At 70.0% G+C, this 21,753-nt stretch carries 21 protein-coding genes and 4 tRNA genes; 24 read left to right on the top strand and 1 reads right to left on the bottom strand.

What is annotated here, in order from left to right; translation table 11 throughout:
- Window positions 1-2: 2 nt before the first annotated feature.
- The 7 genes from AB0A90_RS27710 (at window position 3) to AB0A90_RS27680 (ending at window position 8,400) form a co-directional block, all read left to right on the top strand.
- Window positions 3-563, top strand: a complete 561-nt coding sequence (locus tag AB0A90_RS27710; protein ID WP_357253631.1) for an NADH-quinone oxidoreductase subunit J — start codon at window positions 3-5, stop codon at window positions 561-563.
- Complete coding sequence (gene nuoK, locus AB0A90_RS27705; protein ID WP_357253629.1) at window positions 560-922, top strand: NADH-quinone oxidoreductase subunit NuoK; 363 nt, start codon at window positions 560-562, stop codon at window positions 920-922. Before AB0A90_RS27710 ends, nuoK begins: the two co-directional genes overlap by 4 nt.
- Window positions 919-2,850 carry an NADH-quinone oxidoreductase subunit L gene (locus tag AB0A90_RS27700; RefSeq protein WP_357253627.1) on the top strand — a complete coding sequence of 644 codons (1,932 nt, stop codon included), beginning with the start codon at window positions 919-921 and terminating at the stop codon, window positions 2,848-2,850. The genes nuoK and AB0A90_RS27700 overlap by 4 nt, the downstream gene beginning before the upstream one ends.
- 173 nt (window positions 2,851-3,023) lie before the next feature.
- Entirely contained in the window at window positions 3,024-4,532 is a 1,509-nt protein-coding gene (locus AB0A90_RS27695) for an NADH-quinone oxidoreductase subunit M (protein ID WP_357253625.1), read from the top strand.
- Complete coding sequence (locus AB0A90_RS27690) at window positions 4,529-6,016, top strand: NADH-quinone oxidoreductase subunit N (protein WP_357253623.1); 1,488 nt, start codon at window positions 4,529-4,531, stop codon at window positions 6,014-6,016. Before AB0A90_RS27695 ends, AB0A90_RS27690 begins: the two co-directional genes overlap by 4 nt.
- 112 nt (window positions 6,017-6,128) lie before the next feature.
- On the top strand, window positions 6,129-7,004 hold the full coding sequence (gene htpX / locus AB0A90_RS27685) for a zinc metalloprotease HtpX (protein WP_357253621.1): 876 nt from the start codon (window positions 6,129-6,131) through the stop codon (window positions 7,002-7,004).
- Window positions 7,005-7,140: 136 nt separating this feature from the next.
- Window positions 7,141-8,400: an MFS transporter gene (locus AB0A90_RS27680; RefSeq protein WP_357253619.1), complete on the top strand. Its 1,260-nt coding sequence runs from the start codon at window positions 7,141-7,143 to the stop codon at window positions 8,398-8,400.
- Between the two features lie 504 nt (window positions 8,401-8,904).
- Here AB0A90_RS27680 and AB0A90_RS27675 read toward each other — a convergent pair.
- Window positions 8,905-9,399 (bottom strand): YajQ family cyclic di-GMP-binding protein, encoded by a 495-nt coding sequence (locus tag AB0A90_RS27675; RefSeq protein WP_357253617.1) that lies wholly within the window; start codon window positions 9,397-9,399, stop codon window positions 8,905-8,907.
- A gap of 147 nt (window positions 9,400-9,546) precedes the next feature.
- Between AB0A90_RS27675 and AB0A90_RS27670 the strand changes: the two genes are divergently transcribed.
- From AB0A90_RS27670 to rplK, 17 genes are all read left to right on the top strand, one after another.
- Window positions 9,547-9,630 (top strand) — tRNA-Tyr (locus tag AB0A90_RS27670).
- A gap of 199 nt (window positions 9,631-9,829) precedes the next feature.
- Window positions 9,830-10,543, top strand: coding sequence for a DUF6518 family protein (locus AB0A90_RS27665; RefSeq protein WP_357253615.1), 714 nt, complete (start codon window positions 9,830-9,832; stop codon window positions 10,541-10,543).
- Window positions 10,544-10,767: 224 nt separating this feature from the next.
- Window positions 10,768-11,331: a histidine phosphatase family protein gene (locus AB0A90_RS27660; RefSeq protein WP_357253612.1), complete on the top strand. Its 564-nt coding sequence runs from the start codon at window positions 10,768-10,770 to the stop codon at window positions 11,329-11,331.
- A gap of 244 nt (window positions 11,332-11,575) precedes the next feature.
- Window positions 11,576-11,932 (top strand): PadR family transcriptional regulator, encoded by a 357-nt coding sequence (locus AB0A90_RS27655; protein ID WP_357253610.1) that lies wholly within the window; start codon window positions 11,576-11,578, stop codon window positions 11,930-11,932.
- Complete coding sequence (locus tag AB0A90_RS27650; RefSeq protein ID WP_357253608.1) at window positions 11,929-12,885, top strand: hypothetical protein; 957 nt, start codon at window positions 11,929-11,931, stop codon at window positions 12,883-12,885. Before AB0A90_RS27655 ends, AB0A90_RS27650 begins: the two co-directional genes overlap by 4 nt.
- 88 nt (window positions 12,886-12,973) lie before the next feature.
- Entirely contained in the window at window positions 12,974-13,567 is a 594-nt protein-coding gene (locus tag AB0A90_RS27645) for a hypothetical protein (protein WP_357253606.1), read from the top strand.
- A 132-nt stretch (window positions 13,568-13,699) separates the two neighbouring features.
- Window positions 13,700-14,893 (top strand): epoxide hydrolase, encoded by a 1,194-nt coding sequence (locus AB0A90_RS27640; protein ID WP_357253604.1) that lies wholly within the window; start codon window positions 13,700-13,702, stop codon window positions 14,891-14,893.
- Window positions 14,894-15,439: 546 nt separating this feature from the next.
- Entirely contained in the window at window positions 15,440-17,965 is a 2,526-nt protein-coding gene (locus AB0A90_RS27635) for a bifunctional diguanylate cyclase/phosphodiesterase (RefSeq protein ID WP_357253602.1), read from the top strand.
- 93 nt (window positions 17,966-18,058) lie between these two features.
- Window positions 18,059-18,131, top strand: a tRNA-Thr gene (locus AB0A90_RS27630).
- 24 nt (window positions 18,132-18,155) lie between these two features.
- Window positions 18,156-18,228 (top strand) — tRNA-Met (locus tag AB0A90_RS27625).
- A 133-nt stretch (window positions 18,229-18,361) separates the two neighbouring features.
- Window positions 18,362-18,529, top strand: a complete 168-nt coding sequence (gene rpmG / locus AB0A90_RS27620; protein WP_007073056.1) for a 50S ribosomal protein L33 — start codon at window positions 18,362-18,364, stop codon at window positions 18,527-18,529.
- Window positions 18,530-18,683: 154 nt separating this feature from the next.
- Entirely contained in the window at window positions 18,684-19,130 is a 447-nt protein-coding gene (locus AB0A90_RS27615) for a MaoC family dehydratase N-terminal domain-containing protein (protein ID WP_357253600.1), read from the top strand.
- Between the two features lies 1 nt (window position 19,131).
- Window positions 19,132-19,524 carry a MaoC family dehydratase gene (locus tag AB0A90_RS27610; RefSeq protein ID WP_357253598.1) on the top strand — a complete coding sequence of 131 codons (393 nt, stop codon included), beginning with the start codon at window positions 19,132-19,134 and terminating at the stop codon, window positions 19,522-19,524.
- A 129-nt stretch (window positions 19,525-19,653) separates the two neighbouring features.
- A tRNA-Trp gene (locus AB0A90_RS27605) sits at window positions 19,654-19,726 on the top strand.
- 213 nt (window positions 19,727-19,939) lie between these two features.
- Window positions 19,940-20,332 carry a preprotein translocase subunit SecE gene (secE, locus tag AB0A90_RS27600; protein ID WP_357253596.1) on the top strand — a complete coding sequence of 131 codons (393 nt, stop codon included), beginning with the start codon at window positions 19,940-19,942 and terminating at the stop codon, window positions 20,330-20,332.
- Between the two features lie 39 nt (window positions 20,333-20,371).
- Complete coding sequence (nusG, locus tag AB0A90_RS27595; RefSeq protein ID WP_357253594.1) at window positions 20,372-21,094, top strand: transcription termination/antitermination protein NusG; 723 nt, start codon at window positions 20,372-20,374, stop codon at window positions 21,092-21,094.
- 187 nt (window positions 21,095-21,281) lie between these two features.
- Window positions 21,282-21,713: a 50S ribosomal protein L11 gene (gene rplK, locus AB0A90_RS27590; protein WP_088950247.1), complete on the top strand. Its 432-nt coding sequence runs from the start codon at window positions 21,282-21,284 to the stop codon at window positions 21,711-21,713.
- Window positions 21,714-21,753 lie beyond the last annotated feature (40 nt).

Genomic DNA, 21,753 nt, shown 5'->3' with positions numbered 1-21,753 from the left:
CGGTGACCGGCGCGGACGTGCTGCTGCTCGCCCTCGGCGCGGTGGCGGTCGGCGCGGGCGTGCTGGTGGTCACCACGAAGCACCTGGTCCGGGCCGGGCTCTACCTGGTGGTGTGCCTGGGCGCGCTGGCCGGTGACTTCCTCGTGCTCAGCGCCGAGCTGGTGGCCTGGGTGCAGGTCCTGATCTACGTGGGCGCGGTGGTGGTCCTGCTGCTGTTCGCGGTGATGCTGACCCGGGCGCCGATCGGCGCGTCCGACGACCTGGATCGGCCCGGCTGGCCGGCCGCCCTGATCGGTGGCGGCGCCGGGCTGGGGCTGACCGTCCTGCTCGTCGACGCGTACCGCTGGAGCACCGTCGCGCTGCCCGCCGCGGGCACCGCCGAGCGGCTGGGTGAGCAGATCTTCCAGTCCTGGGTGCTGCCGTTCGAGGTGCTCTCGGTGCTGCTGCTGTCCGCCCTGGTGGGCGCGATCGTGCTGTCCCGGCCGGACATCGGCCGAGCTGACCCGCAACGCGACGGCCGGACAGCCGACCTCATCGACAGCTTGCCCGGGGGGCGCCGGTGAGGCCGGTCATCCCGTACGTCACCGCCGCGCTGCTGTTCGGCCTCGGCGTCTACGGAGTCCTGCGCCGGCGCAACGCGGTGCTGGTGCTGATGTCTGTCGAGTTGATGCTCAACGCGGTCAACCTGATCCTGGTCACCGCGGACACCACCGCCCGCGCCGTGCTGCCGCACTCCGGGCAGGTCTTCGCGCTGTTCGTGATCGTCCTCGCCGCCGCCGAGATCGGGGTGGGGCTGGCGATCGTGCTCCAGCTCTACCGGCTGCGGGCCACCGTCGCCGTGGATGACGTGCCGCTGACCGAGCCGGCGCAGACCGTCGGTGGGCGCGAGCCGGCCGTCCTGGACACGGAGGGGGGCCGGTGACCGGGCTGCTCGGGGCGCTGCTGCCCGCCGTACCGCTGGTCGCCGGCCTGGCCGGTCTGCTGTTGCCGCCGGCCCCGCGCCACAACGACACGACAGGCGGCGGCCGGGCCCGACAGGCGGCCGTGGCGCTCGGCGTCACCGGGGCGGCCGGCGCGTTGGTGCTGGCCGTCGCGCTGCTGCTCACCGTCGACGGGCCGACGGAGACGTCGACCACCTGGGTCGACGTCGGCGGGCTGGCGGTGACGCTCGGCGTACGGCTGGATGGCGCCGCCGCGCTTGTCGCGGTGGCGGTCACCGTGGTCGCCCTGGCCGTGCAGGTCTACTCGATCGGCTACCTGAGGCGCGGCCCGCACGACGACGTCGACGTCGATCACCGCTACCCGCCGTACGCCGCGCAGATCAGCATCTTCACCGGCGCCATGCTGCTGGTGGTGGTCGCCGGTGACCTGATCATGCTGTTGGTCGGCTGGGAGGTGATGGGCCTCTGCTCGTACCTGCTCATCGCCCACGACCGCCGACTGGCCGGCGCCCCCGCCGCCGCCATGAAGGCGTTCCTGGTGACCCGGGTCGGTGACGTCGGGTTCCTGCTCGGCATCGCGTTGCTGGGTGTGTCGACGGGCAGTTTCCGGATCGCCGACGTGCTCGCCCACGACCACTCCAGCGCGACGTTGACCGCCGCGGGCCTGCTGCTGCTCGCCGGGGTGGCCGGCAAGAGCGCACAGTTCCCGCTGCACACCTGGCTGCCGGACGCGATGGCCGGTCCGACGCCGATCTCCGCGCTGATCCACGCCGCGACGATGGTCGCCGCCGGGGTGTACGCCGTGACCCGGCTCTACCCGCTGTTCACGGCCGCGCCGGTGACGCTGACGGTGCTGGGGGTGCTCGGCGCGATCACCCTGCTGCTCGGCGCGCTCGCCGCCACCGCTCAGGACGACATCAAGCGGGTGCTGGCCTGGTCGACGGTGTCCCAACTGGGCTACCTGACCGGCGCGCTGGCGGTCGGCTCGCCGGCGGCGGCGCTGTTCCACCTGCTCACCCACGCCGCGTTCAAGGCGTTGCTGTTCCTCGCCGCGGGCGCGGTGATCCACGCCGTGGGCACCACCCTGATGTCGGAGATGGGCGGGCTGCGGCGCAGCATGCCGGTCACGTTCTGGTGCACCGTGGTGGGCCTGGGCGCGCTGGCGGGGGTGCCGCCGCTGGCCGGCTTCTGGAGCAAGGACGGCGTCCTCACGGTGGCCGAGTCGGCCGCGCTGGAGGGCACCGGCCCGGCACCGTCGTGGGTGGGCTGGATCGTCTGGATCGCCGGGCTGGTCGGCGTCGCCGTCACCGCCTGGTACGCGGGCCGGCTGCTGCTGCGCGCCTTCTTCGGCGCGCCACGCCTGCCGCTGGTCCGGCCGCACGACCCACCCGCGTTGCTGCGCTGGCCGGTGCTGCTGCTGGCCGTGCCGGCCGCGCTGCTCGGTCTGGTGGGGTTCGTCGGGGCGTTCACCGATCGGCTCCGGTTCCCGACCGTCCCGGTGGCGGGCTCCGAGGACGGCCTGGTACACGTGGGGCCGGAGGTGCTGCTTCCGCTCGCGTTCCTGCTGGTCGGGTCGGCGCTGGTCACCCTGGGGTGGCGTCGGAACCCGGCCGCCGACCCGGCGGCCGCGCTGGGTCCGCTGCGGCCGGTCTTCGCCCGCGCGTTCCGGCTCGACGACGTCCAGCACACCCTCGTCGTACGCCCGGTCCGCGCACTGGCCCGCGTCGCCCGCGCCGGTGACGAGGTGGTGGTGGACGGTGCCGTCGAGGGCAGCGGGCGAGCCGCGACCGGTCTGGGCGCGGGGCTGGCCGCGCTGCACCGGGCGGCGCTGCCCCGGGCCGCCGCCGGCGTGCTGGCCGGCGCGCTGCTGATCGGGCTGGCCGCCACCCTGATCGGAGTTGTCCAGTGAGCGCGAGGAGTGAGCCGGGTTTGCGAGCCCCGCGGTCGCGATCGAAGGCGGTCCAGTGAGCGCGAGGAGTGAGCCGGGTTTGCGAGCCCCGCAGTCGCGATCGAAGGCGGTCCAGTGAGCGCGAGGAGTGAGCCGGGTTTGCGAGCCCCGCAGTCGCGATCGAAGGCGGTCCAGTGAGCCTTGGGCAGGTGTTGCTGGTTGCCGTGCTGGCGGTGCCGGCGCTGGGCGCGGTCGCGGTGGCGGCGACGCCCCGGGACCGGGCGGCCCGGCTGGTCGGGACTGTCGCGGCGGCGTTGACCCTGCTGGCGGCGGTGCCGCTGGTGTTCGGCCGTCGGGACTGGCTGGTTTGGTCGGGCGACGAGCCGGCGGTGCTCCCGTGGCATCACCTGGACCTGCCCTGGGTGCCCGGTCTGGAGTTGCGCTTCCACCTCGGCGTCGACGGCATCTCCTGGCCGCTCGTGGTGTTGACCGCGCTGCTCACGCTGCTCTGCTGCGCGTACACGATGTGGCGGGTGCCGGACGGCGGCAGCGGCCGGGCGCTCGTCGCGCTGCTGTTGGTGGTCGAGGTGGGCATCCTGGGCACCTTCCTCGCCCTGGACCTGGTGCTGTTCTTCCTCTTCTTCGAGGTCGTCCTGCTGCCGATGTACGCGATCATCGCCGGCTGGGGCGGCGCGGACCGGCGTCGGGCGGCCCGGAAGTTCGCGCTCTACACGCTCTTCGGCTCGGTGTTGCTGCTGGTCGGCGTCTACGTCGTGGTCGCGGCCACCGGCACCGCCGACCTGCTGGCGTTGACCGGCGGGGCGGGGATGTCCAGGGGCACCCAGTTGGCCGCGTTCACCCTGTTCGCGGTGGCGTTCGCGGTGAAGAGTCCGCTGTGGCCGCTGCACTCCTGGCTGCCCGACGCGCACACCCAGGCCCCCACGGTGGGCAGTGTCGTGTTGGCCGGGGTGCTGCTGAAGATGGGCACCTACGGTCTGATCCGGGTCGCGGTGGGGGTGGCGCCGGAGGGCGCGCGCTGGGCGGCGCCGGTGCTCGGCGTGTTGGCCGTCGCCGCGATCCTGGTCGGTTCGCTCGTCTGTCTGGCCCAGACCGACGTGAAACGGCTGATCGCGTACTCCAGCGTGGGGCACATGGGCTTCGTGCTGCTGGGCGTCGCCACGCTGACCACCGTCGGCATCCAGGCGGCGTTGATCGGCAACGTCGCGCACGGGGTGATCACCGGACTGCTGTTCTTCCTGGCCGGTGCGGTGAAGGACCGTACCGGCACGGGCACCCTCGCCGAGCTGTCCGGGCTGCGGGAGACCGCCCCCCGGCTGGCCGGTCTGCTGGCGTTCGCGGCGATCGCGTCGCTGGGCCTGCCCGGGCTGGCCGGCTTCTGGGGCGAGGCGTTCGCGGTGATCGCCGCCGTCCAGGTGGGCGGCCCGCTCTGGACCACCCTCGGGGTGCTGGCGGCGGTCGGTGCGGCACTCACCGCCGCGTACTTCCTGCGCCTTTTGCGCCAGGTCACCCACAATCGGCCGAGTGTCGCCGTCGGTCGGGTCAGCCCCGGCCTGGCCGGTGCGGAGCTGACCGCGTGGGTGCCGCTGGTGCTGCTCGCGTTGGCGATCGGCCTGGCCCCGACGCTGGTCCTCGGCGTCGCCGAGGCTCCCGTCGACGCCCTGATCGAGGTGGTCAAACCATGACCGGCGTGCAGAGCGTGGACAGCGTCGCGCTGTTGCCGGCCTACCTGGCCGCCGGCACCGCCGTACTCGTGCTCGTCACCGACCTGCTCCTGGCCCGGCCTCGGGCCACCATCGCGGTGGCGGCGCTCGGCGCGCTCGGCACCGCCGTCGGCGCCGCACTGGTCGGCGCGGGCGGGGAGCGACGGACGTTCTGTGTCGGCGCCGACTGCTCCTGGATCTTCGGCGGGCGGGCCGCGCTGGTCGGCGTGGTGGTGGCGCTGCTCACCCTGGGTGTGCTCGGACTGTCCGTGCCGGCGCTGCGGGACGGACGGTCGCCGGTGGGGGAGTACTGCTTCCTGCTGGCCTGCTCGATGACCGGTGGCGTGGTGCTCGGCGCGGCGGGCGACCTGATCACGTTGATCGTGGCCCTGGAGACGCTGACCCTGCCGCTGTACGTGCTTGTCGGCCTACGTCGGGGCAGCCTCGCCAGCGCCGAGGCGGCACTGACCTTCTTCGTGGTCAGCGTGGTCGCGACCACCATCACGCTGCTCGGTGCGGCGCTGCTGTACGCGGTGACCGGCGGGCTGCACCTGGATCGGCTCGGCGCGCTGCTCGCCGAGCGGTCGGAGCTGCGGGACCTGCCGCTGACCACCGCGGCGGTGGCGTTGCTGCTCGTCGGGTTGGCGTTCAAGGTGGCGGCGGTGCCGTTCCACGCCTGGGCGCCGGCCACCTACGACGGGGCGCCGCTGCCGGTGGCCGCGTACCTGTCCACGGCGTCGAAGCTGGGTGGCCTCGTCGCGCTGCTCGCCGTGGTGCAGCGGGCACTCCCACCGGAGCAGACTGGCCCGGTGCTCGCCGTGCTCGCGGTGCTCACCATGACCGTCGGCAACCTGGTCGCGCTGCGCCAGCGGCGTACCGTCCGACTGCTCGCCTGGTCATCCGTCGCGCAGGCCGGCTACATCCTCGCCCCGCTGGGGGCGTTGGCGCTGGCCGCGGGCCGCACCGACGAGGCACGGTCCGCCGCGTACGCCGCCGCGGTGGCGTACGCCGTCTTCTTCGTGGTGTTGGAGCTGGCCGCGTTCGCCGGGGTGACCGCGTTGCGGCCGGCCGGTGCGGACGGCGGCACGCTTGACGACCTGCGCGGAGCGGCGCGCCGGCACCCGTGGCGGGCTGCGGCGCTCGGTCTCGCGCTGGTGGGCCTGGCCGGCCTGCCGCCGGGGCTGGCCGGCCTGTTCGCGAAGGTGACAGTGGTGCGGGCGCTGCTCGACGGTGGGGCGGCGTGGTTGGCGCTGGTGGTGGCGCTGAACGCGGTGATCGGGCTGGCTTATTACCTGCGGGTGACCGCCGCCCTCTGGACGCCCACGCTCCGCTCCGCCCCGAATGGCGGCGGCACTGCCGCCGTACCCCTGGTGGGTGTGGTGGCCGTGGTGCTGGCGGTGACGACGGTGGCCGCCGTGGTGCTGGGCTTCGCCCCGCAGTTGGTGCTCGACGTCGCGCGCCGCTGACCTGCGAAGGTCGGTCTCAGTGAACTCTCAGCGTTGAGACGGATGGTTGGCGGGTACCGGGTTGTTGCACCGGTCAGCGGATCCCGGCGATCCGTGCACCGAAGGAGAGATCGTGCACCACAACCGTCTGAAGACCGCCGCACTGCTCGGCCTGCTCTCCGCGCTGATCCTCGCGGTGGGCTACGGGTTCGGTGGCAGTGGCGGCCTGGTCATCGCCGTCCTCATCTCACTTGTCATGAACGGCGTCACCTACTTCTACTCCGACAAGCTCGCACTGCGCTCGATGGGCGCGCAACCGGTCACCGAGGCACAGTTCCCCGAGTTGTACCGGATGGTGCGGGAGTTGGCGACCGACGCCCGGCAGCCGATGCCGCGCCTGTACGTCAGTCCGACCGCGCAGCCCAACGCGTTCGCCACGGGTCGTAACCCGCAGCACGCGGCCGTCTGCGTGACCCAGGGCATCACCGAGATCCTCGACTACCGCGAGCTGCGTGGTGTGATCGGGCACGAACTGTCCCACGTCTACAACCGGGACATCCTGATCTCCAGCGTTGCGGCCGGTCTGGCCAGCATCATCACCCTGCTGGCGAACCTCGCCTTCTTCATCCCGCTGGGCGGCGGGGACGACGAGGACCGTCCGAACCCGGCCGTGCTGCTACTCACCCTGATCCTCGGCCCGATCGCGGCGACCGTGATCCAGTTGGCGATCAGCCGGAGTCGCGAGTTCCAGGCGGACGCCTCGGGCGCCGAGTTGAGCCGTGACCCGCTGGCCCTGGCCAGCGCGCTCCGCAAGATCGACGCGGTGGCCCGACGTCGGCCGCTGCCGGCCCAGGGCCAGCTCACCAGTACCGCGCACCTGATGATCGCCAACCCGTTCCGGGGTGGCGGCATGGCCGCGCTCTTCTCCACCCACCCGAAGATGGAGGACCGCGTCGCACGGCTGGAGCAGATGGCCGCCAACGCGGGGCCGGTGCAGTTCCAACGCTGACCCGCTGATTCACCGCCTCCGCCCGTACCCGCCAACAGCGGATACGGGCGGAGTGCTGTATTTCGGTTGTCTGCCGGCACGGCGGTCGCGTTAGGGTCGTAACGGCTCACGCTCATTACATCTCTGGAGGTTTCCGGTGGCCGCGCTGCGTCAGTACCTGGGTGTCTGGCGGATCCCCGGCGCCCCGATGCTGCTGATCCTCGGCATCGTCGGGCGGCTCGGGATCGGCATGACCCCGCTGGCGCTGCTGCTGGTGGTCGAACAGGTGACCGGGCGATACGCGCTGGCTGCCATCGCCGGCGGGATCTACGCAGTCGCCGGCGCCGCCCTCAGCCCGGTGGCCGGGCGGATCGCCGACCGGGTCGGCCCCAGCCCCGTCCTGCTGGTCACCGCCGTGGCTCACCCGCTGGCGCTCATCGGGCTGCTGCTGGCCAGCCGCTCGGGCGACGACGCGCTCCCCGCCATCTACCTCGCCGCAGGCGTGGCCGGCGCCACCTACCCGCCGCTCACCGCCGCCATCCGTGGCGCCTGGAACGACCTCACCGGCCCCGGATCCGGCCGCTACCCCCTGCGCAACACGGCGCTCGCCGCCGAGACCTCACTGTTCGAAATCGTCTTCGTGCTCGGCCCGCTGCTCGTCGCCGGCTTCGTGCTCGTCGCCGACGCGGCGGCCGCGCTGATCGGAGCGGCAGTGGTCACCCTGGTCGGCACCACCGCCGTGGCCCTCGGCCGGGTGATGCGCGGTTGGCGTCCGCACCCGCGCGAACACCACGCCCGAGGGCTCGGCCCGCTGCGGGTCGCCGGCTTCCCCGCCCTGCTGGTCTGCGTGGCCGGCCTGGGCATCGCCTTCGGCGCCGCCGGGGTGATCGTCCCGGCGTACGCGAGCGGCCACACCACCGGCGACCCGGAGAGCCTGGCCGGGCTTCTCCTGGCCGTGTGGGGAATCGGCAGCGCCATCGGCGGATTCTGGTTCGGCGTCCGCAAGCCGGCGAAGAACATGACCCGGCAGTTCGCCCTGCTGCTCGCCGCGCTGGCCGCCACCTTCGCCGTGTTCGCGGTCATGCCCACCCCGCTGGCGCTGGGCGTCGCCCTGATCGTCGGCGGAGCGACAATCGCACCCGCGCTGACCCTGGAGAACACCCTGGTCGGCCGGATCGCCCCGGCCGGCATGCTGAACGAGGCGTACACCTGGGTGGTCACCGTCGCGGTCGCGGCGAGCGCGGCCGGCGGCTCGGTGGCCGGCCTGATCGTGGATCACGCGGGTGGCGTCCGGTGGGCGTTCCTGTTCGCCGGGGCGGCCGTCGCCGTCGGGGCCGCGGTCGCCGCCCTGCCCGCCGGACCCATCGCCCGCGCCGAAACCACAGCGGTACGCGCCGAAGACCTCGTCCCGGTCTGACGGCTCGACGTTCGGTAGTCAGGCTCCGGTGGCCCTCCGGCGGTGTTTCCGCGCGTAGATCAGGGCAGCCAGACCAAGAACTGCCAGAGCGCCGGCGACCCATGATGCGGTCTGAAACCTCTGCTCGAACGCGAGGGCTCCCGCGTTCTCCTGCTGGATGACCTCGGGCGTCGGGTCCTGATCAGGCAGGGTGATCCCGTAATTCCAGAACGTAAGGCAGGGAAGCAGACACGAAGCCAGTAACAGGAGGACTCCGACGACCGTCAGCAAACGCGCACGGGACACCTTGAGAGGCTCTCACAGCCCTGATCGTCACGCCGTTCCGGCGGCCTCGGAAACCGCATCGGTCGACACCCCGCTTGGGTCGGAGCCGGCGGGTCGACGAGGACCAGGTCCAGGCCGTCGCAGGTCGATCGTGCGTGACCAACGACGACCACGTGTGACGACGTCTGCCCAGGTGGCAAGGCGTGGTCGGCCCCAATGACCAGGCCGGCCGAGCCTTCCTTACCGGTAGTTGTCGAACTGGAGGGCGACGCCGAAATCCTCACCCTTGAGCAGCGCGATGACGGCCTGGAGGTCGTCCCTCTTCTTGCCGGTGACGCGCAGCTGGTCGCCCTGGATCTGCGCCTGCACGCCCTTGGGGCCCTCATCGCGGATCTTCTTGCTGATGGCCTTGGCCTTGTCCTGCTCGATGCCCTCGACAACCTTGCAGTCGATCTTGAAGATCTTGCCGGACTGGCGCGGCTCGCCGGCGTCCAGCGCCTTCAGCGAGATGTTCCGCTTGATGAGCTTCTCCTTGAAAACGTCCAGTACGGCACGAACACGCTCCTCGGTCTCCGCCTGAAGGCCGATCGCCTCCTTGCTTGACCAGGAGATCTCCGCCCCGGTGCCGCGGAAGTCGAACCGAGTCGTGAGCTCCTTCGCCGCCTGCCGGACGGCGTTGTCGACCTCCTGGTGGTCAACCTTGCTCACAATGTCAAACGACGGGTTCGCTGCCATGTTTCTGCTCCTGCTGTCCGGCGGTCTGGGCCTGCAGTCGGCCACCGACCAGCGGCACGACCCCCTGACCGTACCCGGTTGCGTCGGCACCGGGGGGAGCCGCTATCCTTGCTTCCGCCGCCGCGTTACGACGCGGTGGGGTGCCCTGGCGGGTTGCCCGAGCGGCCAATGGGAGCGGACTGTAAATCCGTCGCGAAAGCTTCAGAGGTTCGAATCCTCTACCCGCCACCAGGGAGCGGCAAGGCCCCTGACCTGCGAAAACGCAAGTCAGGGGCCTTTGCTGTCTCCTGCTGTTGTTGACTCGCCCGCCTGCCTATCTGACTGACGCTGCGGTGTCGGGCCAGAATGTCCGAGTGATCGTCAGAGGGGCGTTGCCCTACGCGACGCCGTCGGCGCTGGGCCTGGTCTCAGTCCTCCTGGCGGTTCTCAAGTGACGGAGTTGGTGGCGCAGGGCAGACGCTCGGCGCAGCGTGAGGTGATTCCCCCGGTTCTGGCTGGGATCGCAATGGGGATGGTGGCCTTCATCGCCGACCTCGTGCCGGAAACCGTGGGTAGGTTTCTCGTGCCAGCCTTCAGCTCGGGATTCGCCTGGGGCATCGTGGCCCTCGTCGTGAGCTACTACGCCCCGACCTTGAGGTCCGCCCTCGTCGCTGGGGTGGGCACCCTCGCCCTGGCAACCCTGACCTACTACGGCCTCATCGCCTCACTGGGCCGGCAGTGGCTCAGCGGTTCAGCGCCACCACCGGACGGGCTCGGCTCCGTCGTGCGCGCGTCGGCCTTCTGGGTGGCTGGTTCATTGTTTGGCGGATTGGTGCTTGGCTACCTCGCCCACGTCTTCAGGGCGGGCACCACCCGCAACGCCGGCATCGCTCTCGGCGTAGCGCTCGGGCTGCTTGCCGGGGAAGCGGCCTACACCGTCCTGCGCATCGCGTTCGTCTGGGTCGGTCCCATGGATTCTTTCGTCTGGACGAGGCTGGGGACGGCAGCGGTGCAACTTCTTCTTGCGGCTGTAGCCGCGCTCGTTGCGATACGGCTCCGCCGGCCACCGGTCTCACGGCGGGTCTTCTTGATGGCCGTCGCGGTGTCGACGGTGGCGAGCATCGCGAATTGGCATCTCATCGAGTCGGTTCGGATGACGCTGTAGCCGCGAGCGGCGTCCTGAGAGCAACGTGTTATCCGCGGGCAGATGGTGGGCGGCTCTCCCTCGGCGCAGCTCGCCCGTCCGGCTTTCGTACCGCCTGCCGCGATCGCGCCTTGCGGACTGCGTCTGTCTCGAAACTGGTCGTCGGGGCGTCGGCCGATCGGGCCAGGCCTGGCCGCTGCGGCGTCCTCAGCGACCCGTTTCTACCTCGTCAGTAGCATCGCCTGATGCCGACTGAGATCGTCTTCGAGACTCATTCCTGGAGCGAGGACAACGACCGAGGTCTTGCTACCGGGTGGCTGCCGGGCCGGTTGTCGTCCCGGGGAAGGGCGCTGGCAGCCGACCTCGGCCAGCGTAGGAGAGGCGACGGCATCGAGGCGGTATTCACCTCGGACCTGCGTAGGGCTGTGGAGACGGCCGAGATAGCCCTCGCGGGAACCACCATCCCCCTGCTGCACGATTGGCGCCTGCGGGAGTGTGACTACGGGGAACTTAACGGTCTCCCGGCCGCCGACCTGCATGCGCGGCGCAGCCGGTATCTCGACCATCCCTACCCAGGCGGTGAGAGCTGGCGACAGGCCGTGCACCGGGTCGGTCGGTTTCTCGACGATCTGTCGCTGCGATGGGCGGGCCGGCGAGTTTTGGTGATCGGGCACGTTGCCACTCGGTGGGGCCTCGACCATTGGATCAATGGGGTCCGGCTGGAGGACCTGGTCGACGCTGACTTCGCCTGGCGTGAGGGCTGGGAGTACCGGATGGAAGAACATCACGGTCCGCGAGACAGGCGTTAGCGGGCCGAGGGCGCCCGGCCTCCAAGGCCAAGACCAAAAACCTCAACCTCTGGTACGCACACAGCCGCGCGTACGTCGGGATGAAGTGGCCCTGGGCGGCGGCACAGACGCGCTGCGCCGTTGGCTAGGACGGGTGACACGCCGGCCGGGTCCGTGGCGCATCTCTACGAGCGGTGATGCTCCGGGTACCGAGCGAAGAGTTCTACCTTGACCGATACATTGATGATCTGCTTATGTTGATGACATGACTAAGCCGTCCGCGCCGATGCGTGAACCCACATATTTCATCCTCGCCGCGTTGCAGGACGAGCCGCTACACGGCTACGCCATCGTCAAGCGCGCACTGGAGTTGTCCGACGGGCGAGTGCGGTTGACGACCGGGACGCTGTACGCCGCGCTGGACCGGCTCACCGGTGAGGAGATGGTGCGGATGGCCGAGGAGACGGTGGTCAACGGTCGTGCCCGTCGCACGTATGAGCTGACCGAGCGCGGGTTGTCCGCACTGCACGAGGAGGCTGCGCGGCTGATCGCGGCGGCTCGGGTCGTTCGAGACCGTTCCGTACGGTCGACGGCCGCGACGGTCCGGACGGCGCCGGCATGACCGGCCTGGAGCGCCGCTACCGGTGGCTGCTGCGCGCGTACCCCCGGGCCTACCGGCAGTACCGCGCCGACGAGATGCTGGAAACGCTGCTGGTCGCGGGCGAGACGGACCGGAGGCACCCGAGGCTCCGGGAGTCCCTCGCACTCGTGCTGGGTGGTCTGCGGGTCCGCTCCGGTGTGGACCGGCTCGGCTCCCGGGAGACCCTGCGACACTCGGCGCTGCGACTGACCGCGCTGTCCCTGCTCGTGTGCGGCGTTGCGCTCGCGGCTCTGCCTCTTCTCTGGCGCTTGTGGATGCTGGTGCCGGGTGGTTCCGCCAGCAACGAGCATGAGGGGAGCCTGGTCACGCCCTCATTGTTGCTTCTCGCCCTGGCCGCAGCGGCCTGGGCTCGTTACGGTCTCGCGCTCGCCATGACGATCGGCGCCTTCGGCGCGGAGATCTGGTACGCCGTGGCGAATGAGCCGTGGTATCTGCAGCCATGGGCGGGACTCGACACGCTGCTGGGGGTCCGAACGGGCCTCTACCTGCCCATGCAGCCCTCGATGTGGGCATGCGCGCTGGCCGTACTGACGATGGTGCCGCTGCTTCGGGCGCGCCAGTCACGGGCGGCGCGGCCATGGATCTGGCTTGTCGTCGTGGCAATGACCATCACTGTCGTGACGCCCAATCCGCTCAATGGCTGGGTCGACCAGTTGACCCTGCCGGTCATCGTGGCCGCGGGGCTGGTGGCGGCTCTGGTGGGCGCGGCGCTCGATGTGCGGATATCGATCGCTGCCAGCGCAGTCCTCCTGGCGCTACTCCTGCCCATGGTGGCCGACAAGCAAAACCATTGGGTGCTTTACGGTCTGGAGGAGTTCGGACCGCGAGACTTCCTTCTCGGAGCCGTGCTCGGAGTCTTGGCAATCAACATCGCGGTCAGCCGATTGGCCGCCCGCCGGCAAGTCGCCCTGTGAGCAGCGTGGCATCCGATCGCGGAACGCAGGAGGGGCGGGCCGACGGGAGAGTGAGCCATAAGCTGGCGCGATGGTGGCGGAGCGTGGAGTGATCGACCTGGACGACCGCGATCGCCAGCCGGCGGCGTACGACCCGGACCGCCTCATGCCCAGGTCGAAGGTGGTTGTCTGGCTGGCCGCTGTCTTCCTGGTCGGCGCTCTGCTTGGTGGTGTCGGTGTGAACGAGCTGCGAGCCTCGCAGGCAGAGCGGGAACGTGCCGCTTCGGTCTCACTCGTGGCCCTCCCTGCGTCTGCCGGAGGCGGAGGCTTGGACGTCGAGGGCGTCCTGCGGTTGGAGGGGCAGCTCGCGGTGATCAACACTGGTCCGGCGCCGATCACGGTCGTTGCGGTCACCGGGCAACGACCCGGCGCTGAGGTGCATGGCACCGGCGGGTCTGTGGTGTTACGTCCCGGTGGCACCGGCTGGGTCGAGGTCAAGCTCCGCTTCGAATGCGCGACCGCGTTCGGCAGCGAGCCGTTGTCGGTGCGATTGTCGGTCGAGGCCGCCGACCGGCAGGCGAGAGAGGTCACCTATTCCGTCGCTCTGGCCGGAAGCGTCTGGCACCTCAATGCGGAACGGCCGTGCGAGTACCTCGCGCGCGAGGGTTCAGCGCGCCAGCAGGAGGACAGCCCCGGCAGCTAGGCCACGGGAGTCCGTCCGACGGCGCCTGAATTGTCGTTTCGGTCCGCTCGCGGTTGGCCCGCTGCGAGACTGGCTGCTGCCCGCTCCGCCGGAGCGCCGGCACCGGTCGTCCCAACCCGGCAGGTGGAGAGCATGTCCGACAACGAGATCCGTCCCTTCCGGCTCGACACGCCGGAGGAAGCAATCGCGGACCTGCGCCGCCGGATCGCGGCCACCCGCTGGCCGACCCGGGAGTTGGCCACCGATCGCTCCCAGGGCGTGCAGTTGGCGACGGTCCAGGAATTGGCCCGCTACTGGACGACGGAGTACGACTGGCGCGCGTTCGAGACGAAGCTGAACGCCTTACCGCAGTACACCACCCACATCGACGGCGTTGAGATCCACTTCATTCACGTGCGGTCGCAGCACGAGGATGCTCTACCGATGATCATTACGCACGGCTGGCCGGGCTCGGTCGTGGAGCTGCTCGGGGTCATCGGTCCGCTCACCGATCCGACCGCACACGGCGGTCAGGCCGAGGACGCCTTCCACCTCGTCCTGCCGTCGCTGCCGGGTTACGGCTTCTCGGGCGAGCCAGCCGAGCTGGGTTGGGAGAACGGGCGCATCGCGCGGGCGTGGGCGGAGCTGATGAACCGCCTCGGTTACGCGCGCTACGTCGCGCAGGGTGGCGATGTGGGTGCCGCCGTCACGGACGCCATGGGCCGCCAGGCGCCTGCGGGGCTGCTCGGCATCCACGTCAACCTGCTGGCCGGTGCCATTGGCATCAAGGACCAACTGCCGGCGGAGTCCGCGCAGGAACGTGCCGCGCACGACGCGCTCAACCTGTTCACGATGGATGGATTCGGTTACTTCCTGGAGCAGACCACCCGGCCGCAGACGATCGGCTACTCCCTGCTGGACTCACCCATCGGGCTGGCGGCCTGGATGTTCGACCACGACACCGACAGCTACTACAAGATCTCCCGAGCGCTCGTCGATGGCGAACCCGTAGGCGGTCTTACCCGGGACACGATCGTCGACAACGTCACGCTGTACTGGCTGACCGGCACCGGTGCCTCGTCCGCGCGGTGGTACTGGGAGTTCGGACGGTTCTTGGCGGCGACCGCCGCGGCCGGCCAGGCTCCGCCGCCGGTCACGGTTCCGGTCGGCTTCACCACCTTCCCCGGCGAGATCTGGCCTGCCCCGCGCAGCTGGGCGGAGACGGTCTACCCCGGCCTCGCGTACTTCAACGAGGCCGATCGTGGCGGCCACTTCGCCGCGTGGGAGGAGCCGGAGACGTTCGCCGTGGAGCTGCGGGCGGCGTTCCGGCCGCTGCGCGAGTCCTGAGCCCAACCGGCACGCTCATTAGATAGATGACAGTGACCTGTTGCCGCGACGTAGCGACGAGTAGTGTGCGTACGGATGGAGGGGCGACAGTTCAATTCAACTGTTACGTCTAGTAGGTGCGCTTTCTCTACTAGGTCGTTTCTTGGGCATTCCCACCTGGGTTGATCAGCAGATGGTCTGGCCGGACGTTGTGCCGACCCGGCCGAGCGGGTCGGCTCGCGGGTCGGTTGGCCCGATCGCGGGTGGGGAGCTTTCCTGGCGGACGTCGCTGTGGCACCATCGTGGAATCTCCATCCCCGCACAGCCCCCTTGCCGACAGGAGTTCCAAATGTCTGGTCGAAAGTTTGGCCGGCTGCGCACGGCGTCGATCGTCCTCGCCGCGCTGGCCGTTGGTGTCCTTGGCGCTCAACTCGGCAGTGGCTTCCAGTCCCAGCTGATCGAGTGGGGTGCCCCCGCCGGCCACAGCGTTTCGGTTTCGAGTGGAGCGTCAAGCGTCGCTCGGTGACCCCGGTGCGGCGGCGACGTGCCCGATGACAGGGCGGTGCGGTGTCACCTAAGGCTGTCCGACGTCGTACGACAGAGCACGCCTGGCTGATCACGGCTCCCCTCGCCGCGATCGCCCTGGTGGGATCGTTGGTTCTCGCGCTGACGGTGCCGATCCACCTGGAGGATTGGCCGAAGGCTCTTGCGTTGCTGGTGGTGATGGTTGCCGCCGGGATACCAACGCTCAGCTTCGTCGTCCGCCGTCAGGCGGTGGTCGTGACCCTTCTCGAGATTCCACTCATTCTCGCCCTCTTCTGGCTGTCGCCGCTGCTCATGGTCGTCGTCGCCACGGCGGCCGAGCTCTTCACCCAGATTCATCGCGGCTACGCGCCGCCGAAGTTCTGGTTCAACGTCGCCCGGGCGGCGGCTGGATTCTCCGTCGCCGGGCTGGTGTTGGCCGCCATGCCGCCGCACGAGGGGGTGGGCCCGTCCACGTGGGGCGCGGTCTTCGCCGCTGTCGCCGCCAACGCGTTGATCAGCCTGGTCGCCGTGGTCGGCGTTATCACCCTCCTGCAAGGCTGGCAGGGCACCAGGGAGACGGCGAGTACGGCCGTCCAGGTCCTGCTGACCACGGCGTTGAACGTCGCGGTCGGGATGATCATCCTGATCGCCCTGGCGACGACGTTCTGGTCGATCCTGCTGCTGCTGGCCCTGGCGGTGGCCGGCGTCCTGCTCTACCGCTCGTACTCGCAGTTCATTCGGCAGCACCGCACCCTGGGCGACATGTACGAGTTGACCCGGGCAATGAGCGAGGCGGGTCAGGAGGGCAACCTGACGGACGCGCTGCTCGGCCGGCTCCGATCTCTCATGCAGGCGGAGTACGCCACGCTGTGGCTTCCGGCGCAGGGCCGGCACCCGGAGGTCCTGCTCACCGCACGCCTCGACGACCGGGGTCTGCTCGACGTCGCCCCGACCCCGCCGGTGATCCGGGAGAAGACGCGTAAGTCGGGTCGGACGGTCGCTCTCGGTCGGGCCTTCGGCGGTGACCCGACGCTGCGGTCCGCGCTCGCCGACTCCAAGGTCAAGGACGTCATCGCGGTGCCCCTGCGTTCCGGGCAGGCGGTGATCGGCACGCTGGAGGTGGCCAACCGGCTCAGCGACGTGGGCCACTTCGCTCCGGCTGACATCCCCATCTTCGAGACCGTGGCGGCGCATGCCGCCGTCGCCCTGGAGAATTCGCGGCTGGTCGACAGGCTCCGGCACGACGCGTACCACGACGCGCTGACCCGGCTGCCCAACCGCCGGCGGATCACCGGCGCGCTCGCGGAGTCGTTCACGATCGCCGCCCCCGGCGAGGTGGTGGCACTGCTGCTCTTCGACGTGGACGGGCTGCGCCAGGTCAACGAGTCCCTGGGGCACGCGGCGGGGGACAAGGTCCTCGCCGAGGTCGCCAGCCGGTTGCGGGCCAGCGCACCGTCGTCGGCCCTGGTCGGCCGCGCGGGTGGGGACGAGTTCCTGGTGACGCTGCGGTTGGAGAGCGCGGAGGCGGCGCTCGAGTTGGCGGCGCAACTACGCGACCAGATTCGTGACGAGATGGTCTTCGACGCGCTCACCCTCGACGTCAACACCGCCGTCGGGGTGGCCGTGCACCCCGATCACGGCAGCGACGCGGCGACTCTGCTGCTCCGGGTCGACCTCGCGGCCACGGCGGCCAAGTCGGTGCCGGGCAGCGTGCAACTGTTCAACCCGGCGCTGGAGTCCCGATCGTTGCGCCGGCTGGGTCTGGCGGGCGATCTGCGCCGCGCACTGGATCAGGACGAGCTGGAGGTCTACTTCCAGCCCAAGGTGACGCTGCGGGATCGGCGTCTGGTGGGTGTCGAGTGCCTGGCCCGCTGGGAGGACCCGACGCACGGCACGGTCGCTCCCGAGGACTTCGTGGCGGTGGCCGAGCACACCGGCCAGTTGAGCAGGCTCACCGAGGTGGTCCTCCGCGAGGGGCTGCGCCGCAGCCGGGACTGGGCCCTGGCCGATCAGCCGCTGCCGATCGCGGTCAACATCGCCGCTCGTACGCTCACCGACCAGCACTTCCCGGACCGGGTCCAGGAGTTGCTGACCGAGTACGGGGTGCCGGCGCAGCGGCTGACCCTGGAGATCACCGAGGCGGGAGTGTTGGACGGCACCGATCGGCCCATCCCGACCCTGCAACGGCTGCGCGACCTGGGTGTCCGGCTGTCGGTCGACGACTTCGGCACGGGCGACTCCTCGCTGGCACACCTGCGCCGGCTGCCGGTGCACGAGGTGAAGGTGGACCGCTCCTTCGTCCAGGGCATGGCGACCGACCCGGGGGACCTGGCCATCGTCAACGCCGTGGTGACCCTCTCCCAACAGTTCGGCCTGGCGGTGGTCGCCGAGGGCGTGGAGAGTGAGCTGACCCTGGAGCTTCTCCAGGACATCGGCTGTGAGATCGGGCAGGGCTTCCTGTTCAGCCGGCCGCTGCCGTACGAGCGGCTGGCCGCCTGGTTCGGCGCTCAGGTCGAGCCGGAATCGATCTCCAACGGGGAGCTGCCGCGCCTTCGCGTGGTGCCCTGAGCAGGGCGAAGACGATCACCGGGGATCCGATTTCACCTGTCGAGCCGGGCCGTGTACTCTTACTTCTGCGCGCCCCACGGGGAGTTCGCGCAGGCCCCCTTAGCTCAGTCGGCAGAGCGTCTCCATGGTAAGGAGAAGGTCTACGGTTCGATTCCGTAAGGGGGCTCGAGGGTTCAGCTGGACCCATCGCAGCGGTGTAGCTCAGATGGTAGAGCAAGCGGCTCATAATCGCTGTGTCGCCGGTTCAAGTCCGGCCACCGCTACTCTCGTCTTCCGGGCTCGTTGCCGGTGGTCGTAAGAAATGGGCGCTTCCGGCGCCCACTTTGCATGTCCGCGCTGTCAGCGTCTAGGCTGGCGCGTCGTAGTTGTTTCCGTTAGCGAGGAAGGCACTCCGCCGTGGCGAAGGCTACCGATGTCCGGCCGAAGATCACTTTGGCGTGTGTGGAGTGCAAGGAGCGCAACTACATCACGCGCAAGAACCGGCGCAACGACCCCGACCGCATCGAGCTGAAGAAGTTCTGCCCGCGCGACGGTCGGCACACGGTCCACCGCGAGACCCGCTGACCGCTGGCCGGCCTCAGCCGGCCGCTGTCGAAGCTGTCGGCCTCAGCCGGCCGCTGTCGAAGCTTTCCAATCGCCGATCTGAACCGGTTTGGCGCGGCTCCGCCGCCGCCTACCGATCAGGTCGGCGATTGGGCTTTCCGTGTAGGTTCGCGGCATGTCCCTGGACCCTTCCTTCGTCGGCCGGACCTATCCGCCGACCGCCCCCTATCAGGTGGGCCGAGAAAAGATCCGCGAATTCGCCAGCGCCATCGGCGCCACCGACCCGGCCCACCACGACCCGGCGGCCGCGCGGGCGCTGGGCCACCCCGACGTGGTGGCCCCGCCGACCTTTCCGGTGATCGTGACGATGGCCGCGAGCAGCCAGATCATCGAGGACCCGGCCCTGGGTGTCGACTACAGCCGCCTGGTGCACGGCGACCAGCGGTTCGCGTACACCCGGCCGGTGGTCGCCGGCGACGAGCTGGTCTGCGTCAACACCATCGAGGACGTCAGCACCAGGGGTGGGCACGGCTTCCTGACCACGCGCACCGACGTGAGCACCGTCGGCGGGGACCCCGTGGTCGCGGTCTGGGCCAGGTATGTCATTCGCGGGGAGGAGTGAGATGGAGTTGCCAGCACAGACGTTCCAGGTGACCCGTGCGGACCTGGTCCGCTACGCCGGCGCCTCGGGCGACTTCAACCCGATCCACTGGAGCGACCGGGTGGCCACCAAGGTGGGTCTGCCCGGGGTGATCGCCCACGGCATGTTCACCATGGCGCTGGTCGGTCGGGCGGTCACCGAGTGGGCCGGGTCTCCGGACGCGGTGGCCGAGTACGGCGTGCGTTTCACCCGGCCGGTGGTGGTCCCCGACGACGACCAGGGGACCGAGATCGAGGTCACCGCGCGGGTCCGTGAGGTGACCGAGGACGGTCTCACCCGACTCGAGGTGACCGCCACCTGCCTGGGCGAGAAGGTACTGGCACAGGCGCGGGCAACCATCCGGACTGCGCGCTGAACCGAGCCCGCCACGCGTGGCGGAGAGACCGGTTGGGAAAGTCGGGCGGGTACCCGTACACTGGTCCGCCGTGGGGCAAGTGACCCCTGCTCGGTCGTCTGTGGCCGCGTGGGGCGAGTGTTGCCACATAGGGGTGTAGCTCAATTGGCAGAGCAGCGGTCTCCAAAACCGCAGGCTGCAGGTTCAAGTCCTGTCACCCCTGCGCCTCAGGCCTGACCGTTCCCGTGGGTCGCGCCGCCAGCCTGGCGGCGTCCGGCCCGTGGTGGTGGAATCGGCGGGGTGGTTCCGAGGCAATCGGGCCCTCCGGATGATCCACCGGCCGCGGCCCGTCGCGGGACGGTTGGGTCCGGCCGGCGTGACCAGCGCCGCGTACGCCACTCGGCGTGCGACCCCAGATTCCGCGACGGAGGGCGAAGTGGCCGACAACAAGCGGCGCGGCGAGGACGCCGGCGACGATCGTCTGGACGACGATGTCGTCGACGAGGTTGCCGACGACGACGCCTCCAGCGCGGACGAGCCGGTTTCCCGGGGAGGCACCGCCACGCGGTCCCGTGCCCGGGCGGAGTCGGCGGACAGCCGGCCGACCACGCGGTCGGAAACGGGTCGGGTGGGCGTGTTCGGCCGCATCGCCCGGTTCTTCCGCGAGGTCGTAGCCGAACTGCGTAAGGTCATCTGGCCGACCCGCAAGGAGTTGCTGACCTACACCGCCGTGGTGGTGGCGTTCGTCGCGGTGATGCTGACGATCGTGGGTGTGCTGGACTTCGGCTTCGCCAAGGTCGTGTTGTTTGTCTTTGGCAACTCGGACTGACCGGCTGCCTCCAGCCGATAGTGATGGAAGTGAGCGAGCGTGCCTGAGTACGACGAGACCGCCGGACCCGTGGACGAGCAGTCCGCGGTCGCGACGGCGGCTGGTGACGAGTCGGTTGAGGCCGCCAGCGAGCCGGAGTTCCCCACGACCGAGCCCGCGCCGGACGAGGATTTCGACCCCGTCGCCGAGTTGAGGCAGAAGCTGCGCTACGCGCCGGGTGACTGGTACGTCGTGCACTCGTACGCCGGGTACGAGAACAAGGTCAAGACCAACCTCGAGACCCGGATCACGAGCCTCGACATGGAGGACTTCATCTACCAGGTCGAGGTGCCGACTCGGGAAGAGGTCGAGGTCAAGAACGGCAAGCGTTCGCAGATCCAGGCCAAGGTCTTCCCGGGCTACATCCTGGTCCGGATGGAGTTGACCGCCGAGTCGTACTCGTGTGTCCGGAACACCCCGGGTGTGACCGGCTTCGTCGGTGCGACCGACCGGGCCGACCGGCCGGCTCCGCTCTCGCTCGACGAGGTGCTGAAGTGGCTGGCGCCGGCTGTCGAGACCGAGCAGAAGAAGTCGAAGCCGGAGATCAAGGTCCTCGACTTCGAGGTGGGCGACTCCGTCACCGTCACCGACGGCGCGTTCGCGTCGCTGCCGGCCACGATCAGCGAGATCAACGCCGACCAGCAGAAGCTCAAGGTGCTGGTGTCGATCTTCGGTCGCGAGACGCCGGTGGAGCTCAACTTCAACCAGGTCGCCAAGATCTGATTGGTCGTCGGCGGCGGGTCCGACCCGCCGCCGACGTCGGCGTAGGCCCTCCCGCTCGACCTCGGCGGACGAGTGGGCTGCGGCCTGCGCTACTCTTGAATGTCGCCGCTGTCGCACCGCGCTGACCGTGCGCGCTCCGAGGGCGGCGACAGCCGCATTTTCCCAGCTCCAAGCCCCAGGAAGTGACATGCCTCCGAAGAAGAAGCTCGTCAAGACGTTCACGCTTCAGTTGCCGGCGGGCCAGGCCACGCCGGCGCCGCCGGTCGGCCCCGCGCTGGGCCAGCACGGCGTGAACATCATGGAGTTCTGCAAGTCCTACAACTCGCAGACCGAGTCCCAGCGGGGCGACATCGTTCCCGCCGAGATCAGCGTGTACGAGGACCGGTCCTTCACGTTCGTGCTGAAGACCCCGCCCGCTGCCCGGCTGCTGATCAAGGCTGCCGGTGTGCAGAAGGGTTCGGGTGTTCCGCAGTCCGAGAAGGTCGGCTCGGTCAGCCGCGCCCAGCTGCGTGAGATCGCCGAGAAGAAGATGGCCGACCTCAACGCCAACGACCTGGCCCAGGCCGAGAAGATCATCGCCGGCACCGCCCGGTCGATGGGTATCACCGTCAACGACTGACGTCGGCCCAGGCCGTCGATCCGACCGTGGGAGGGCCCGC

The organism is Micromonospora sp. NPDC049204, from assembly GCF_040647935.1.
In the GTDB taxonomy this organism is placed as follows: Bacteria; Actinomycetota; Actinomycetes; order Mycobacteriales; family Micromonosporaceae; genus Micromonospora.
The sequence above is the reverse complement of the archived record's forward strand: the minus strand, read 5'-3'. Positions and strand labels throughout refer to the sequence as shown.

Bases quoted from the DNA above. Each gene is read 5' to 3' on its own strand.
- AB0A90_RS27690 (WP_357253623.1), top strand. From the start codon at position 4,529: ATGACCGGCGTGCAGAGCGTGGACAGCGTCGCGCTGTTGCCGGCCTAC.
- AB0A90_RS27675 (WP_357253617.1), bottom strand. From the start codon at position 9,399: ATGGCAGCGAACCCGTCGTTTGACATTGTGAGCAAGGTTGACCACCAG.
- AB0A90_RS27660 (WP_357253612.1), top strand. From the start codon at position 10,768: ATGCCGACTGAGATCGTCTTCGAGACTCATTCCTGGAGCGAGGACAAC.
- AB0A90_RS27655 (WP_357253610.1), top strand. From the start codon at position 11,576: ATGACTAAGCCGTCCGCGCCGATGCGTGAACCCACATATTTCATCCTC.
- AB0A90_RS27650 (WP_357253608.1), top strand. From the start codon at position 11,929: ATGACCGGCCTGGAGCGCCGCTACCGGTGGCTGCTGCGCGCGTACCCC.
- AB0A90_RS27640 (WP_357253604.1), top strand. From the start codon at position 13,700: ATGTCCGACAACGAGATCCGTCCCTTCCGGCTCGACACGCCGGAGGAA.
- AB0A90_RS27615 (WP_357253600.1), top strand. From the start codon at position 18,684: ATGTCCCTGGACCCTTCCTTCGTCGGCCGGACCTATCCGCCGACCGCC.
- AB0A90_RS27610 (WP_357253598.1), top strand. From the start codon at position 19,132: ATGGAGTTGCCAGCACAGACGTTCCAGGTGACCCGTGCGGACCTGGTC.
- rplK (WP_088950247.1), top strand. From the start codon at position 21,282: ATGCCTCCGAAGAAGAAGCTCGTCAAGACGTTCACGCTTCAGTTGCCG.